Source organism: Kitasatospora sp. NPDC056273 (genome assembly GCF_042268845.1).
Taxonomy (GTDB): domain Bacteria; phylum Actinomycetota; class Actinomycetes; order Streptomycetales; family Streptomycetaceae; genus Kitasatospora.
Map to the genome: position 1 here is coordinate 176,626 of NZ_JBHJSJ010000015.1, position 14,553 is coordinate 191,178.

The following is a 14,553-nucleotide window of genomic DNA, read 5'->3' on the forward strand; positions in this document are numbered from 1 at the left end:
CGGCCCGACGACTTCCCGAAAGGACCACCCCCGTGAGCCTGTACGACATCCCGCTGCGCACCCTCGACGGCGCGGCCACCTCGCTGGCCGACCACAAGGGCAAGGCGCTGCTGATCGTCAACGTCGCCTCCAAGTGCGGCCTGACCCCGCAGTACGAGGGCCTGGAGCGGCTCCAGCAGCGGTACGCCGGGCGCGGGTTCACCGTGCTGGGCTTCCCCTGCAACCAGTTCGCCGGACAGGAGCCCGGCAGCGCCGAGGAGATCCGCACCTTCTGCTCCACCACCTACGGCGTGACCTTCCCGCTGTTCGAGAAGATCGACGTCAACGGCGAGGACCGCCACCCGCTGTACGCCAAGCTCACCGAGGTCGCCGACGCCGAGGGCCAGGCCGGGGACATCGCCTGGAACTTCGAGAAGTTCCTACTCTCCCCGGACGGCACCGTCGTCGCGCGCCTGCGCCCGCCCGTCGAGCCGGAGTCCCCGGAGCTGGTCGCCGCGCTCGAGGCCGTCCTGCCGGCCTGACCACACGCACCGCGGAGGCCCGGGGCCCGCGGCCCCGGACCTCCGTCGTGCGCGCACGCAAGGCCCTCCTCGGGGTGTTGCGGACATGCCCAAGCGCCCCTACCGTGTGTGCCCCCGTTGATCCATCGCCCACGGAGGGCCCACCCTGATGATCCGTCGCGTCAGAACAGCGGCAAGGGCGCTGCTCGCGGCCGGCCTGCTCGTCACCGGCACACCGGCCGGTGCCTCGCCGGCGGCGGCCGCCGCGGCGCCGACGGCCCTGACCGCGTCCGACTACACCCTCACCTCGGACTACCACCAGTACGACACCCTCGACTCGGCGCTCGCCACGACGCTCGGGACCTCCGCCGTGCACACGGTGATGGAGCACGCGAACCACGACCGGCAGGCGCTCCCCGCGTCCTTCTCCGTGGCCGGCCTGACCACCGGCTTCCGGTTCGACGACGGCGACGACTCCGACTGCCAGAGCTTCCCCCAGGGCATCACCACGAGCCGGGACGCCGTGGGGACCGCGAACAGCGGCAACTACGACGGCCACCAGCTCGTGCTGGTGAGCTGGTACACCAAGGACGGCTGCGGCGGCGCCCAGCAGCGCAGCCGGATCACCCTGGTCGACTGGGACGCCACCTACCCCGACACCTACCGCAAGATCCTCCTGGTGGAACCGACCGGCACCGCGGCCGCGCCGGACTTCAAGGACGTCCCGATCCACGCCGGCGGCGTCTCCTGGTACGGCGACCACCTCTACGTCGCCGACACCGGCCGCGGCATGCGCGTCTTCGACCTGCGCAAGATCCTCAACACCGACACCGGCGGCACCGCCGACCAGATCGGCCGCCAGCCCGGAGGCGCCTACTACGCCCACAACTACGCCTACGTGCTGCCCCAGATCGGCACGGTCACCGCGCAGACCGCCTCCGGAGCCAAGCTGGTGTGGTCGTCGGTCTCCCTCGACCGGGTCAGCAAGTCGATCGTGATGACGGAGTACACCTGCCAGGCGGACTGCGTCGACTACCCGAACCGCCCGCCGAGGGCCGTCCGCTTCCCGTTCGCCGCAGGGGCGACGACCTTCGCCGCGACGACGACCGCAAGCCAGGCCCTCCAACTGCCCTGGTACAACCTCAACGGCGTGGCCTCCCACAACGGCCGGTGGTGGTTCAACTCCTCGGGGCAGAAGAAGCTCTACTACTGGACCCCGACCGCGGGCCCCTCGACCTTCGCCTGGGTGGGCGGCGGCGAGAGCCTCTCCTACTGGGAGGACGCCACCGGCCCCGACCTGCTGTGGTCGCTGCAGGAGACCACGGGCGGACGCAACGTCTTCGCGGTCACCCAGTCCACCTACGGCGGCGGCTGAGCCCCTGGCTCGGGGCCGGCGGGAACGACTCGCCGGGGCCCCGTGGCGCACGGCCCGGTCGACGACGGCCCCCGGGCGGGACCGTCGGCGACGGTCTGCCGGATGATGGGGAGCAGGGGCACGGCGGCGGATGTGAGGGCGACACGGTGACAGCAGGCGAATCCATGGGGCTGGAGTCGGGACACCGGTCGGCGGACCGCGAGGGTCCGGAGACCGTCGCGGCCGCCGACCGGCCCGAGGCGGGCACGGAGCCCCCGGGCGGGGGCGCGGGGCGTCGGCGTTCCCTGGTCCGACGGCTGGCGGTCCTGGTGCTCGTCCTCGTCCTGCTCTGCCTCCCGCCCTGGTGGACCCTGTTCGCCTCCGGCGCCGACTGGCCGTTCCCGGTCCTCCTGGCCGGCACGGTCGTCCTCGCGGCCTGGATGGTCTCCTTCCCCTTCCTGATGGTCGCGGGCCACGGGCGGCGGCGCAGCGACCGGGCCGCCCGCGTCGCGGACACCAGCCTCGGGGTGGTCTGGGTGCTGTTCACCTGGTCGGTGCTGGGCGGCTCGGTGGACCTGCTGCTGGCCGGGCTCGACGTCGGCGGCACCGACCGGGCCAGGGTCGTGGCGGTGGCCGTCGCCGTGGTCTCGGCCGGGCTGCTGGGCTGGGGGCACCACGAGGCGATGCGCGTGCCCCGGGTGAAGCGGGTGGACGTGCACCTCCCGCGGCTCGGCGCCGGCCTGGACGGGACCAGGGTCGTGGTGCTGGCCGACACCCACTACGGGCCGATCGACCGGGCGGACTGGTCGGCGCGGGTCGCCGAGGCGGTCAACGCGCTCGACGCGGACGTCCTGGTCCACGCCGGCGACATCGCCGACGGCACCCCGGCCCAGCGCCGGGAGCAGTCCGCGCCGCTCGGGACGGTCCGGTCCCGGCTGGCCAAGGTCTACGTCACGGGGAACCACGAGTACGGCAGCGAGGCCCAGGGCTGGCTGGACCGGATGGCGGACCTGGGCTGGGAGCCGCTGCACAACCGCCACCTCGTGGTGGAGCGCGGCGGGGACGCCCTCGTGCTCGCCGGGGTGGACGACGTGACCGCGGAGTCCTCCGGCCTGGCCGGACACCGCGCGAACCTGGTCGGCGCGCTGGCGGGGGCGGACCCGGCCCTGCCGGTCCTGCTCGTCGCCCACCAGCCCAAGTACGTCCCGCAGGCCGCTGCCGCCGGCATCGACCTGCAGGTCTCCGGGCACACCCACGGCGGCCAGATCTGGCCGTTCAACCTCCTCGTCCGGATCGACCAGCCGGTGGTGCGCGGCCTGAGCCGGCACGGGGAGCGGACCCAGCTCTACACCAGCCGCGGCACCGGCTTCTGGGGCCCGCCGTTCCGGGTCTTCGCCCCGAGCGAGATCACCCTGCTCACGCTGCGCGCGGGCGGTCCGTCGCCCACCGCGTGACCGACCGCTGAAAGGCTCGAACCGGGGCTCACGGCAGCAACAGCCGCGTTCCCGGCGGCAGTTCGCCGTCCCGGGCGGCGTCGCGCAGGTGCGCCAGCAGGGTGTCCCGCAGCGCCTCCGCCGCGCGGGTGAGCGGCACCTCGTGGCCGTGGGCGACGGCGATGGTGCGGCCCAGTCCGGGCCCGGCGAAGGCCGTCACCGCGAGGCCGGAGCGGGCGGCCACCATGCCGGGGACGACGGCGGGCCCGATCCCGGCCCGGACGAAGCCCAGCACCGCGTCCATCTCGCCGCCCTCCACCGCGAACTCCGGCTCGAACCCGGCCGCCCGGCAGGCCGCCAGGGTCGCCTCGCGGACGTCGTAGCCCTCCCGGAACATCACCAGCGGCCGGCCCTTCAGCTCCGTCACCCGGACCTTGCGCCGGGCCGGCCGCCCGGCCGCGACCAGCACCAGCTCCTCGTGCAGCAGCTCGGTGACCGCCAGCGCGGGCTCCTGCTCGCCGCTCGGCCGGGTGATGGTCAGCGCGAGGTCCAGCTCCCCCGCCGCCAGCCAGCCGACCAGGTCGCGCGAGCCGCCCTCGCGGACCACCAGCGCCACCCCCGGGTAACGGTCCCGGAAGACCCGCAGCACGTCCGGCACCAGGCTGGTGCACAGGCTCGGCGGTGCGCCCAGCCGGACCCGGCCGCGGCGCAGCTGCACCGTCTCCTGCACGGCCAGCCGGGCGCTCTCGGTGTCCGCGAGGATGCGCCGGGCCAGCGGCAGCAGGGCGTCCCCGGCGTCCGTGAGCGCGATGTTGCCCCGGGTGCGGTGGAACAGCTCCGCGCCCAACTCCCGTTCCAGGGCCCGGATCTGTTGCGAGAGTGACGGCTGCGCGACGTGTGCCGCCTCGGCGGCCCGGGTGAAGTGCCGGGTCTCGGCGACGGCCAGGAAGTAGCGGAGTTGCTGGAGCTGCACAGGGCCAGGATAGGCCGCATCGATAGCCCATGCCTATCGTCACGAGCCGCATCATGTCTTGGACGTACCCTCGCCGGCGTCCCTACCGTTGCTGCCATGACAACCGCGACTCGGACGGCCCGGCATCCGTCCACCCTGGCGACCCTGTGGCGGTCGACCGTCGGCAAGAAGGCGGTCATGGCCGTCACCGGACTGGCCATGCTGCTGTACCTGGTCGCGCACATGCTGGGCAACCTCAAGGTGTTCTTCGGCCCGGACGACATCAACGGCTACGCGGCCTGGCTGCGCACCATCGGACAGCCCTTCCTGGGCCACGAGTGGTTCCTGTGGATCGCCCGGGCGGGCCTGCTGGCCGCCGTGGTGCTGCACGGCGTCTCCGCGTACCAGCTCAGCCGCCGCGACCTCGCGGCCCGCCCGAGCCGGTACGTGCACAAGCGCCGCCGCGCCGGCTACGCGACGAGGACCATGCGCTGGGGCGGGGTGATCCTGGCGCTGTTCATCGTCTGGCACATCCTCGACCTCACCACGCTGACCGTGAACCCGGGCACCGATCACGGCCAGACGTACCAGAACATCGTGGCCTCCTTCGGCCGCTGGTACGTCGACGTGTTCTACGTCGTCGCGATGCTGGCCGTCGGCCTGCACATCCGGCACGGGTTCTGGAGCGCCGCGCAGACCCTCGGCGCCAACAACGCCCGCCGCGACCGGGCGCTCAAGCTGGTCGCGAACGGCCTGGCGCTGGTGCTGACCGCCGGCTTCCTGTCCGTCCCCGTGGCCGTGATGACCGGAGTCGTGAAGTGAGCAGTGGTGGCCCGAGGCGTGAAGCGAGCAGTGCTGACCGGAGCGGTGAAGTGAGCAGTGGTGACATGAGCTACCTGGAGTACACCCTCGGCGAGCCGGTCGCCGACGCCAAGGCCCCCGCCGGGCCGATCGAACAGCGCTGGGACCAGCGGCGGTTCGACGCCAAGCTGGTCAACCCGGCCAACCGGCGCAAGCACACCGTGATCGTGGTCGGCACCGGCCTGGCCGGCGGCGCGGCCGGCGCCACCCTGGCCGAACAGGGCTACCACGTGGTCCAGTTCTGCTTCCAGGACTCCCCCCGGCGCGCCCACTCGATCGCCGCCCAGGGCGGCATCAACGCGGCCAAGAACTACCGCAACGACGGCGACTCGGTCCGCCGGCTGTTCTACGACACCGTCAAGGGCGGCGACTTCCGGGCCCGCGAGTCCAACGTGCACCGGCTGGCCCAGGTGTCGGTGGAGATCATCGACCAGTGCGTGGCCCAGGGCGTGCCCTTCGCCCGCGAGTACGGCGGCCTGCTGGACACCCGGTCGTTCGGCGGCGTCCAGGTCTCCCGGACCTTCTACGCCCGCGGCCAGACCGGCCAGCAGCTGCTGCTCGGCGCCTACCAGGCGCTCTCCCGGCAGGTCGCCGCCGGGAACGTGGAACTGCACCCGCGCACCGAGATGCTCGACCTGCTGGTGGTCGACGGCCGGGCCCGCGGCATCGTCGCCCGCGACCTCGTCACCGGCGGGATCCGCTCCTACACCGCGGACGCCGTGGTGCTCGCCAGCGGCGGCTACGGCAACGTGTTCTACCTCTCCACCAACGCCAAGAACTCCAACGCCACCGCGATCTGGCGGGCGCACCGGCGCGGCGCGTACTTCGCCAACCCGTGCTTCACCCAGATCCACCCGACCTGCATCCCGCGCTCGGGCGACCACCAGTCCAAGCTCACCCTGATGAGCGAGTCGCTGCGCAACGACGGCCGGATCTGGGTGCCCAGGGCGAAGGGCGACAACCGGCCGCCCGGGCAGATCCCGGAGGAGGAGCGGGACTACTACCTGGAGCGGATCTACCCCTCCTTCGGCAACCTGGTGCCGCGCGACATCGCCTCCCGGGCCGCCAAGAACGTCTGCGACGAGGGCCGCGGCATCGGCCCCGGCGGCCAGGGCGTCTACCTGGACTTCGCCGACGCGATCCGCCGGCTGGGCCGGGACGCCGTCGAGGCCAAGTACGGCAACCTCTTCGAGATGTACGAGCGGATCACCGCCGAGGACCCGTACCGGGTGCCGATGCGGATCTACCCGGCGATCCACTACACGATGGGCGGGCTCTGGGTCGACTACGACCTGCAGACCACCGTCCCGGGCCTGTTCGCGATCGGGGAGGCCAACTTCTCCGACCACGGCGCCAACCGGCTCGGCGCCAGCGCCCTGATGCAGGGCCTGGCCGACGGCTACTTCGTGCTGCCGCCCACCATCAACGACTACCTGGCCCGCCACCCGCTGCCGGCCGTACCCGCCGACCACCCGGTGCTCGCCGAGGTGGAGGCCGAGGTCGAGGACCGGCTCAACCTGATCCTCGCGGTGGACGGCGACCGCACCCCGGACTCCTTCCACCGCGAACTCGGCGAACTGCTCTGGGACGAGTGCGGGATGGCCCGCGACGAGGCCGGGCTGCGCCGGGCGCTGGAGCGGATCCCGCTGCTGCGCGAGGAGTTCTGGCGCCGGATCAAGGTGCCGGGCACCGGGCAGGAGCTCAACCAGTCGCTGGAGAAGGCCAACCGGCTGGTCGACTACTTCGAGCTGGCCGAGCTGATGTGCCTGGACGCGCTGCACCGCGCCGAGTCCTGCGGCGGCCACTTCCGCACCGAGAGCCAGACCCCCGACGGCGAGGCCGCCCGCCGCGACGAGGACTTCTCCTACGCCGCCGCCTGGGAGTTCACCGGCACCGGCGCGGCACCCGTCCTCCACCGCGAGGAACTCGACTTCGAGTACGTCCACCCCACCCAGCGGAGCTACGCATGAACCTCACCCTGCGCATCTGGCGCCAGGCGGGCCCGGACGCACCCGGCTCGATGACCACCTACCGGGTCGACGGGATCAGCCCGGACATGTCCTTCCTGGAGATGCTGGACACCCTCAACGAGGAGCTGATCACCCGCGGCGACCAGCCCGTCGCCTTCGACCACGACTGCCGCGAGGGCATCTGCGGCGCCTGCGGCATGGTCATCAACGGCCAGGCGCACGGCCCCGAGCGCACCACCACCTGCCAGTTGCACATGCGGCACTTCCAGGACGGCGACACCATCGACGTCGAGCCCTGGCGGGCGGCGGCGTTCCCGGTGGTCAAGGACCTGGTGGTGGACCGCTCGGCCTTCGACCGGATCATCGGCTCCGGCGGCTACATCACCGCCCCCACCGGCAGCGCCCCCGAGGCGCACGCCACGCCCGTCCCCAAGGAGACCGCCGACACCGCCTTCGAGCACGCCGAGTGCATCGGCTGCGGCGCCTGCGTGGCGGCCTGCCCGAACGGCTCGGCGATGCTCTTCACCTCCGCCAAGGTGGTGCACCTCAACGTGCTGCCGCAGGGCGCGCCGGAACGGGCCGCCCGGGTACGGGACATGGTCTCGGCCATGGACGCCGAGGGCTTCGGCGGCTGCACCAACACCGGTGAGTGCGCCACCGCCTGCCCCAAGGGCATCCCGCTGCCCAGCATCGCGGCGATGAACCGGGAGTTCCTGCGGGCCGCCCGCGGCTGACGACTCCCCCACGACGGTCGGCCCCTCGCTCTGGTGCTCAGGCGAGGGGCCGACGCCGTTTGTGCGACGGGCGTGCGGCGGCGGTTCGCGCTACCCGTACGGGTGGTGGATCGCCCGGGGCCGTGCTTCCTGACGGGGAATCGCGCTACGGTGGGTCCGCTACGGAAGGACGGCATATGCCCGAGGTTCAGTCCTGTTCCGGTTGCGGCGGGTCCGGGGGGACCCAGAAGACCGAGGCCACGGTCGAACTGGACGAGGAAGGAAGCATGGTGCCCAGTGTCCACACCTTCTGGTCGCCCTGCGGCCGGTGCCACGGATCCGGAACGGTGATCGTCGGATGAGGTTCGTCTTCGAATGCGTCGAGTGCGGTGGGCACTACCTGCCGCCCGAGGAGATGGTGTACCCGGACGGGCCGGCCTCGCCGGTCTGGTGCACCGCCTGCCAGAGCGCCCAGCGCGCGGCCGGTGTCCGGGAGGACCCGCTGCTCGCCCGGGTCGCGCTGGCCGCCGCCCGGGCCGCACTGGCCCGGCGGGCCGCGGAGGCGGCCGAACAGCCCGCCCGCCCCGACGTACGCCCGTCCCGCCCGCCGCGGTCCCGCCGGGCCCGCTCCGGCCCCGGCGTGCTGCGCGGCAAGCTGGGCTGACGGCCCGCGGGACGACGGGTCGGCGGGACCAGGGCCGGGGCATACGAACCGACGGTTCGTCAGTTATCCGCCATGACAATGAACTTGTGCGGACCCGGGACGTGCTGGCACATTGTCCTCCCTCGCACGACAGCCTTGGGGGACATGGCCATGCAGCCGACCGATCCTTCCGATTCGACCCGGGCCGGGCAGACCGGCTCCTTCCCGTTCGTTCCGCCGCCTCCGCCCGGCGGGCCGCCGACACCGGCCCCGTTCGGGCCGCCGCCGCCCACCACCCCGCCGCCGGCCTTCGCGAGCGGTCCCAGCGGCACCCCGACCACCACCCGCGTCGCGGTCACCAACCGCATCCTCTGGATCGGGCAGGCCGCGTACCCGCTCGCCAACGTGGCCCGGGTCGGCACCTCCCTGATCGTGCCCGGCCGGCGCCGCGCGCTCCTGCGGCTGCTCGCCTTCGCCTTCATCGTCTTCGTGCCCGTCTTCACGATCGCGCAGGCCACCGGCGGATCGTCCTCGGACTCCGGGTCCGGCACGCTGTTCCTCGTCGCGGTGATCCTCGTGGCGCTCTACTTCCTGATCTTCACCTGGCCGGTGCTGCGCCGACCCGACCTGTACGTGCTGGCCCTGGACACGGCCGGCCCGCCGACCGCGGTGCTGGCCTGGCTCACCGCGGAGCCGGCGTTCGAGCTGCAGGCCACCATCACCCGCGCGATCGAGAACCCGCAGGCCGAGTTCCAGCAGATCGTCCAGACCATCAGCGTGGACCTGCGGCAGTACCAGTTCGGCGACAGCGTCAACATCTACGGCGGCCAGGGAAACACGGGAGTCAGCAAGTGAACGACAACGAGCGTCCGGACGTCCAGTACGGCGACCGCGTCACCATCCACGGCGGCAGCGGCAACGTCGGCATCCAGCACAACAACGGCTCGGCCGGCGACCAGGCGCTGCCGCCGGAGGTCGCCGCGCTGTTCGCCCGGCTCGCCGCCGTGGTCACCGACCTGGCCCGGGACGGGCGGCTCCACGAGGCGGACCGGCAGAGCCTCGCCGAGGCCCTGCCGGTGCTGACCAGCCCCGCCGCCGAGGAGCCGAGGAGCCGGCGCAACACCCTGCTGCTGCTGGCCGGCCTGGCCCAGAGCGTCGGCGAGGCCGCCGCGCCCGCGCTGGGCCTGGCGAACCAGCTCCTGGCCCTGCTCAGCGGCTGACCGACCGACCGGCCGGCGCCCGCTCGCGGGCGCCGGCCTACGCCGTACCCCTTGCCCCCGTCTCCGCCGCCGTCTCGGTGAGGAAGCGTTCCACCAGCTCGGCGACGGTCTCCGGGGCGTCCTCGGGGCTGTAGTGGCCGACGCCGGGCAGTTCGACGGCCCGGCCGCGCGGGAACGCCTCGGCGAACAGGGGCAGGAAGTACCGGGCGGCGAGGGTGCGGTCGGCCGCGCCCCAGAGGGCGAGCGCGGGCAGGGCGGCGAGCGCCGCGCGGGCCTCGGCGCCCGGGGTCTCGAAGGTGTGCGCCCCGGTGGCGAAGCCCTTCGCCCAGCCGATCGCCCCGGCGGCCTCCGCGGGGGACGGGAAGGCCGCGCCGTAGGCGGCCAGCCAGGTGTCGGTGATCAGGGCGTTGTTCTCGAAGCCGTTGAGCTTCAGGGTGCTGAGGACGGTGTGGCGGAGTTCGCCGAGGACGGCGTCCAGGCTGCCGTCGGCGTGCGCCCGGGCGATCCAGCCGAACCACGGGGACTCGGCCGCGTTGGCGGCGAGCGCCGCGCCGAGGCCGGGCTGGCCGAACGGCGTGGGCCCGTTGACGCTCACCACCCGGGCGATCAGCTCCGGGCGGCGGGCGGCCAGGCCCATGCCGACCGGCCCGCCGAAGTCGTGCAGGACCAGGGTGAGTTCGCGCAGGCCGAGGTCCAGGACGAGCGCCTCCAGGTTGTCGACGTGGTCCTGCAGCCAGTAGGTCCGGTCGGCCGGGGTGGCGCTCTTGCCGAAGCCCATGTGGTCGGGGACGACCACCCGGTGGGTCGGGGCCAGGCGGCGGACCAGGTCGCGGAAGAGGTAGCCCCAGGTGGGTTCGCCGTGCAGGCAGAGCACCACGGGGCCGGTGCCCTCGTCCACGTAGTGCTGGCGGAAGCCGGCGGCGGTGCTGAAGTGCGGCCGGTACGGGAAGGTGCCGTCGAAGGTCTCGTGGGCGGCGATCATGGTCGGGCTCGCTCCAAGGTGGTGGCAACTTAAAACCGCAAGGCCGAGGCTAGGCCTTGCGGTTTTATTACGCAACCATGCTGGTCGGAGCGGTCATTGGCGGTCTCAGAACAGCGCCTCCTGGGTGTCCGGCTCCGGCGGGCGCAGACGCTCCTGGAGGACCAGGCCCTCGGACCCGCGGCCGGTGACCGGGCTGAGCGTCCAGCCGGTGAGCAGCCGGGTGTCCAGCAGCAGCGGTCCGGAGCCGTCCGTCTGGTCCAGGAAGAGGTGCCGGCCCACCGGCGCGCGGAGCCGGCCCGCGAGCACCGCGCCGTCGGCCAGCCCGGCGATCTCCCGGTAGGCCTCCGGGGCGCCGCCGGCCAGTCCGTAGCGCTCGACGTGGTCGACCACCGGCCGGTCGGCGAGCAGCTCCACGGCGTGGCCGTCCAGCAGCCGGTGCGCCCGGGCGCGGGCGTCGCCGAGCACCGTACGGCGGTACGGGACGTCGCCGTGCGACCACCACTGCTCGGTCTTGATCCGGGACTTGTACCGCTCGCGGGCCAGGCCCGAGGCGGCGACGGTGAGTTCGGCGCGCCGGACCGCCGGCAGGGCGCCGCGGGCGGTGAACGCGTAGGCCAGCGCGCCCTGTTCGAGCAGCCGGCTGTCGCCGCGCTGCTCGGCGGTCAGGCCGACCTTGAGCAGGCCCTCGCCGAACCAGGCGAGGTAGAGCAGGTAGGTGCGGCCGTCGTCGAGGATCTGGTCCCGGGCGAGGGCGAGGCCGCGGTCCACGCTCTGGCAGGCCGGGCACTGCGTCGCGCCGCCGCCCGGGTCGATCACCGCGTGGTGCGGGCAGGCCGTGCGCTCCGTCGCCCCGACCAGCCAGGCCCCCACGCAGCGGCGCGGGCCGCCCAGCAGCCAGCCGACCTCCACCCCCGGCGCCACGGCGCGCTCGTGCACCTGCGCGCCGCGCGCGGCCCCGAGCACGGCGCGGCCGTCCCGCCAGCTCAGGCCGGTGGAGACCCAGCCGGCGGGGCGGGCCCGGTGCTCGGGGGTCTGCGGGGGCTGCGGGGGGATCGTCACGTTTCTCCTGGCTGTCGGTAGCCGACGAGACTACCCGGTGCCACCGACAGGCCGGGCGGCCCGGCGGGGCCACGCCCCTGCCACCCCGCCCGCCGGCCCCCTCGACAGGGCGTCAGGTCCGTGGCGGCCGGCCCCTCCTTCCCGCCCGAAAGCCCCGCAGGTCACCGGCGCTTGGCCGGGCGGGGTGTTCACGTTCTATTGTGGCGGGCGCGGTCGGCGGCGCGGTCGGGAGGCGGTGCCGCGGCGGCCGCATCGGGCGCGAGGCGAATGGGGTGGGCGGACGGTGTCGGGGCGGCGGAGCAGCGGGGTGCTGGCGATCTGGGCGGAGGCGCAGCGACAGCAGCAGCGCCGGGAGGAGGCCCGGTGGCGCGCCGAGGCGGCGGAGCAGCGCCGCCGGGAGCGGGAGCAGCGGGAGGTGCAGAAGGCGGCGGCCCGCGGCGAGCGCGAGGCGCAGCGCGCCTACCAGCAGTCGCGGGAGGCGGAGGTGGCCCGGCGGACGGCCGAACTGGACGCCCGGGTCGAGGAGTTGCGGGGGCTGCTGGCCGCCGGGCTGGCCGCGCCGGCCTTCGGCCCGCAGGCCCTGCTGGCGCCGCGGGCGGTGCCGCCGTTCGATCCGGGGCCGCTGGGCGAGCCGGTGCCGATGCCGGACCAGTCCTCGGCCCGGTACTTCGTGCCGCCGCCGGACCCGGTGCAGGCCCGCAACCCGGGGGTGCGGCAGCAGTACGAGCAGTACCTGGCCCAGGCCCGGGCCCGGTTCGAGCAGGACTGGTACGCCGCGCAGGCCCGGGAGGTGGACCGGCAGCACCGGCTGGCCGCGTACCACCAGGAGTACCTGGCCGGGGTCGAGCGGTCCCGCCGGCAGCAGGAGGAGCTGGCCGCCCGGACCGAGGAGCTGCTGCGCCGGCTGCGGGCGGGCGAGCCGGAGGCGGTGCAGGAGTACTTCACGGCCGGCCTGTACGCCTCGGCGGCCTGGCCGGAGGGCTTCCCGCACCGGCTGGCGGCGGCGTTCGACGCCGGGAGCCGGCAGCTGGTGGTGGACTGGGAGCTGCCCGGGCCGGACGTGGTGCCGGCCGCCGGCCGGGTGCGGTACGTGAAGTCGGACGACCGCGAGGCCGAGGTGGCCCGCCCGGCGACGGAGCGCAAGGCGCTGTACCGGGAGGTGCTGGCGCAGTCGGCGCTGCGGGTGGCGGTGGAGCTGTTCCGGGCGGACCGGGACGGGCTGCTGGACTCGGTGGTGCTGAACGGCTTCGTGCTCGGCATCGATCCGGCGACCGGCCGGGAGGCCGAGCGCTTCCTCTCCACCCTGACCGCCACCCGGGCGGGCTTCGCCGCCCTGGCGCTGGACCGGGTGGACCCGGTGGAGTGCTTCCAGGGCCTGGGCGGCCGGCTGTCGGCGCGCCCGGAGCGGCTGGACGAGGTGCGGCCGGACCGGCGGCCGGAGAGCGTCGGCGGGAGCCTGGCCGGGCACGGCGGCGAGGACGAGCCGGACCTGTTCGAGATGGACCCGCTGGACTTCGAGGAGCTGATCGCCGAGCTGTTCCGGCTGCGCGGCTTCCGGGTGATGACCACGGCCCGCAGCGGCGACGTCGGGGTGGACGTGGTGGCCGAGGACCTGGACCCGGTGACCGGCGGCACGATCGTGATCCAGGCGAAGCGCTACAAGAAGACCGTCCCGCCGACGGCGGTGCGCGACCTGGAGTCCACCGTCCGCCACCACGGTGCGATCAAGGGCATCCTGGTCACCACCGCAGGCTTCGGCCGCGGCTCGTACAGCTACATCGAGGGCAAGCCGCTGGCCCTGGTGAGCGGCCCGGAGCTGGTCGCCCTGCTCGCCGAGCAGGGCCTGCGCGGGCGGCTCGGCGGCGACGGCTCCTCCGCCGCCGCCTCGGCCCCCGCGAACGACCGGTCCGAGGAGGCGCGCGAGACCGCCCTCACGGTGAGCTGGCAGAGCCGGACGGCCGGCGGGGACGCGGTGGAGCTGGACGTCACCGCCTTCCTGTGCGCCGGCGGCCGGGTGCTGAGCGACGAGCACTTCGTGTTCTTCAACAGCCCGCAGGACCCGGACGGCGCCGTGCGGCTGCACCCGACCCGCTCGGTGCCGGGCGAGCCGACCCGGGCGGCCCGGCTGGCCCTGGACCTGCACCGGCTGCCGGCCGCCGTCGAGGAGGTGGTGGTCGCCGTCTCCACCGAGGAGGAGGACCACCCGGCGCTGCCGCTCGGCTACGTGCACGGGCTGGCGCTCGCCGCCGCGTACGGGCCGGGCGCCGGCGGACCGGACGCCTGGACGGGCCCGACCGGCGGGGTGCCGGACAGCGCGATGCTGCTCGGGGCGTTCCGCCGGGCCTCCGGCGGCTGGGAGTTCAGCCCGTCCGGGCGGGCGGTGACGAACGGCCTGGCCGGGCTGGCGGCGGCCTTCGGCGTGGCGGTCGAGTAGTCGGCCGGGCCCGTCCGGAACCTCCTGGAACCGTCCGGAGCCCGCCGGGGGCCCTTGGTCCTCAGGGTCCGGCGTCATACCTGAGGAGGAGAAGGCCCCCCGCCGTCCCGCCGGGTCGGCGGGGGCCGACCCTCCGCGTGGCATACGAATCGCATTCGAACAGCTTGGGATGATGTTACGGAGTTAAACATTCCGTTAATCAGCCCGAGGAGTCCACGTGACGTTCCCCGCAACCGCCGTCCACACCGGCCGCGCGGCCGCCCGAGCCACCAGCCTGAACAAGGTCTACGGGGAGGGGGAGACCCGCGTCGTCGCCCTCGACAACGTCAGCGTCGTCTTCCCCCAGGGCGAGTTCACCGCCATCATGGGCCCCTCCGGCTCCGGCAAGTCCACCCTCATGCACTGCATGGCCGGCCTCGACACCGTCACCTC

The 14,553-nt window shown here is 74.0% G+C and carries 14 protein-coding genes; 11 read left to right on the plus strand and 3 right to left on the minus strand.

The window, feature by feature from the left end:
• The first annotated feature begins 32 nt into the window (after window positions 1-32).
• The 3 genes from ACFCY1_RS16635 (at window position 33) to ACFCY1_RS16645 (ending at window position 3,308) form a co-directional block, all read left to right on the plus strand.
• Complete coding sequence (locus ACFCY1_RS16635) at window positions 33-521, plus strand: glutathione peroxidase (protein ID WP_049652707.1); 489 nt, start codon at window positions 33-35, stop codon at window positions 519-521.
• 148 nt (window positions 522-669) lie between these two features.
• Window positions 670-1,875, plus strand: a complete 1,206-nt coding sequence (locus ACFCY1_RS16640; RefSeq protein ID WP_375875017.1) for a hypothetical protein — start codon at window positions 670-672, stop codon at window positions 1,873-1,875.
• 164 nt (window positions 1,876-2,039) lie between these two features.
• Entirely contained in the window at window positions 2,040-3,308 is a 1,269-nt protein-coding gene (locus tag ACFCY1_RS16645; protein ID WP_375875031.1) for a metallophosphoesterase, read from the plus strand.
• A 28-nt stretch (window positions 3,309-3,336) separates the two neighbouring features.
• Here the strand turns inward: ACFCY1_RS16645 and ACFCY1_RS16650 are convergent, their stop codons facing one another.
• Complete coding sequence (locus ACFCY1_RS16650; protein WP_375875018.1) at window positions 3,337-4,260, minus strand: LysR family transcriptional regulator; 924 nt, start codon at window positions 4,258-4,260, stop codon at window positions 3,337-3,339.
• 96 nt (window positions 4,261-4,356) lie between these two features.
• Here ACFCY1_RS16650 and ACFCY1_RS16655 point away from each other — a divergent pair, with 96 nt between their 5' ends.
• The 6 genes from ACFCY1_RS16655 to ACFCY1_RS16680 all read left to right on the plus strand — a co-directional run bounded on the left by ACFCY1_RS16655 (window position 4,357) and on the right by ACFCY1_RS16680 (window position 9,646).
• Complete coding sequence (locus ACFCY1_RS16655; protein ID WP_375875019.1) at window positions 4,357-5,061, plus strand: succinate dehydrogenase cytochrome b subunit; 705 nt, start codon at window positions 4,357-4,359, stop codon at window positions 5,059-5,061.
• Window positions 5,062-5,126: 65 nt separating this feature from the next.
• The gene (locus ACFCY1_RS16660) at window positions 5,127-7,070 is read left to right on the plus strand and encodes a fumarate reductase/succinate dehydrogenase flavoprotein subunit (RefSeq protein ID WP_375875032.1); all 1,944 of its coding nucleotides are present in this window, start codon (window positions 5,127-5,129) and stop codon (window positions 7,068-7,070) included.
• A complete protein-coding gene (locus ACFCY1_RS16665) occupies window positions 7,067-7,804 on the plus strand; it encodes a succinate dehydrogenase/fumarate reductase iron-sulfur subunit (RefSeq protein WP_074003641.1) in 738 nt (245 codons plus the stop codon). The genes ACFCY1_RS16660 and ACFCY1_RS16665 overlap by 4 nt, the downstream gene beginning before the upstream one ends.
• A gap of 337 nt (window positions 7,805-8,141) precedes the next feature.
• Window positions 8,142-8,447, plus strand: coding sequence for a hypothetical protein (locus ACFCY1_RS16670; protein ID WP_375875020.1), 306 nt, complete (start codon window positions 8,142-8,144; stop codon window positions 8,445-8,447).
• Between the two features lie 144 nt (window positions 8,448-8,591).
• On the plus strand, window positions 8,592-9,281 hold the full coding sequence (locus ACFCY1_RS16675; protein ID WP_375875021.1) for a DUF6232 family protein: 690 nt from the start codon (window positions 8,592-8,594) through the stop codon (window positions 9,279-9,281).
• On the plus strand, window positions 9,278-9,646 hold the full coding sequence (locus ACFCY1_RS16680; RefSeq protein WP_375875022.1) for a hypothetical protein: 369 nt from the start codon (window positions 9,278-9,280) through the stop codon (window positions 9,644-9,646). The genes ACFCY1_RS16675 and ACFCY1_RS16680 overlap by 4 nt, the downstream gene beginning before the upstream one ends.
• A gap of 37 nt (window positions 9,647-9,683) precedes the next feature.
• Here the strand turns inward: ACFCY1_RS16680 and ACFCY1_RS16685 are convergent, their stop codons facing one another.
• A complete protein-coding gene (locus ACFCY1_RS16685) occupies window positions 9,684-10,628 on the minus strand; it encodes an alpha/beta fold hydrolase (protein WP_375875023.1) in 945 nt (314 codons plus the stop codon).
• Between the two features lie 105 nt (window positions 10,629-10,733).
• Entirely contained in the window at window positions 10,734-11,687 is a 954-nt protein-coding gene (locus ACFCY1_RS16690; RefSeq protein WP_375875024.1) for a DUF2797 domain-containing protein, read from the minus strand.
• A gap of 307 nt (window positions 11,688-11,994) precedes the next feature.
• On the opposite strand from ACFCY1_RS16690, the gene ACFCY1_RS16695 reads away from it, so the two are divergent.
• Both ACFCY1_RS16695 and ACFCY1_RS16700 read left to right on the plus strand, forming a co-directional pair.
• Window positions 11,995-14,121 carry a restriction endonuclease gene (locus ACFCY1_RS16695; RefSeq protein ID WP_375875025.1) on the plus strand — a complete coding sequence of 709 codons (2,127 nt, stop codon included), beginning with the start codon at window positions 11,995-11,997 and terminating at the stop codon, window positions 14,119-14,121.
• A 217-nt stretch (window positions 14,122-14,338) separates the two neighbouring features.
• Window positions 14,339-14,553, plus strand: a 215-nt coding sequence (locus ACFCY1_RS16700; protein WP_375875026.1) for an ATP-binding cassette domain-containing protein, incomplete at its 3' end; no start/stop codon positions are given.

What these genes read in the sequence shown, in the direction of transcription:
- ACFCY1_RS16640 (WP_375875017.1), top strand. Translation starts at nt 670, where the DNA reads ATGATCCGTCGCGTCAGAACAGCGGCAAGGGCGCTGCTCGCGGCCGGC.
- ACFCY1_RS16645 (WP_375875031.1), top strand. Translation starts at nt 2,040, where the DNA reads ATGGGGCTGGAGTCGGGACACCGGTCGGCGGACCGCGAGGGTCCGGAG.
- ACFCY1_RS16655 (WP_375875019.1), top strand. Translation starts at nt 4,357, where the DNA reads ATGACAACCGCGACTCGGACGGCCCGGCATCCGTCCACCCTGGCGACC.
- ACFCY1_RS16660 (WP_375875032.1), top strand. Translation starts at nt 5,127, where the DNA reads ATGAGCTACCTGGAGTACACCCTCGGCGAGCCGGTCGCCGACGCCAAG.
- ACFCY1_RS16665 (WP_074003641.1), top strand. Translation starts at nt 7,067, where the DNA reads ATGAACCTCACCCTGCGCATCTGGCGCCAGGCGGGCCCGGACGCACCC.
- ACFCY1_RS16670 (WP_375875020.1), top strand. Translation starts at nt 8,142, where the DNA reads ATGAGGTTCGTCTTCGAATGCGTCGAGTGCGGTGGGCACTACCTGCCG.
- ACFCY1_RS16675 (WP_375875021.1), top strand. Translation starts at nt 8,592, where the DNA reads ATGGCCATGCAGCCGACCGATCCTTCCGATTCGACCCGGGCCGGGCAG.
- ACFCY1_RS16685 (WP_375875023.1), bottom strand. Translation starts at nt 10,628, where the DNA reads ATGATCGCCGCCCACGAGACCTTCGACGGCACCTTCCCGTACCGGCCG.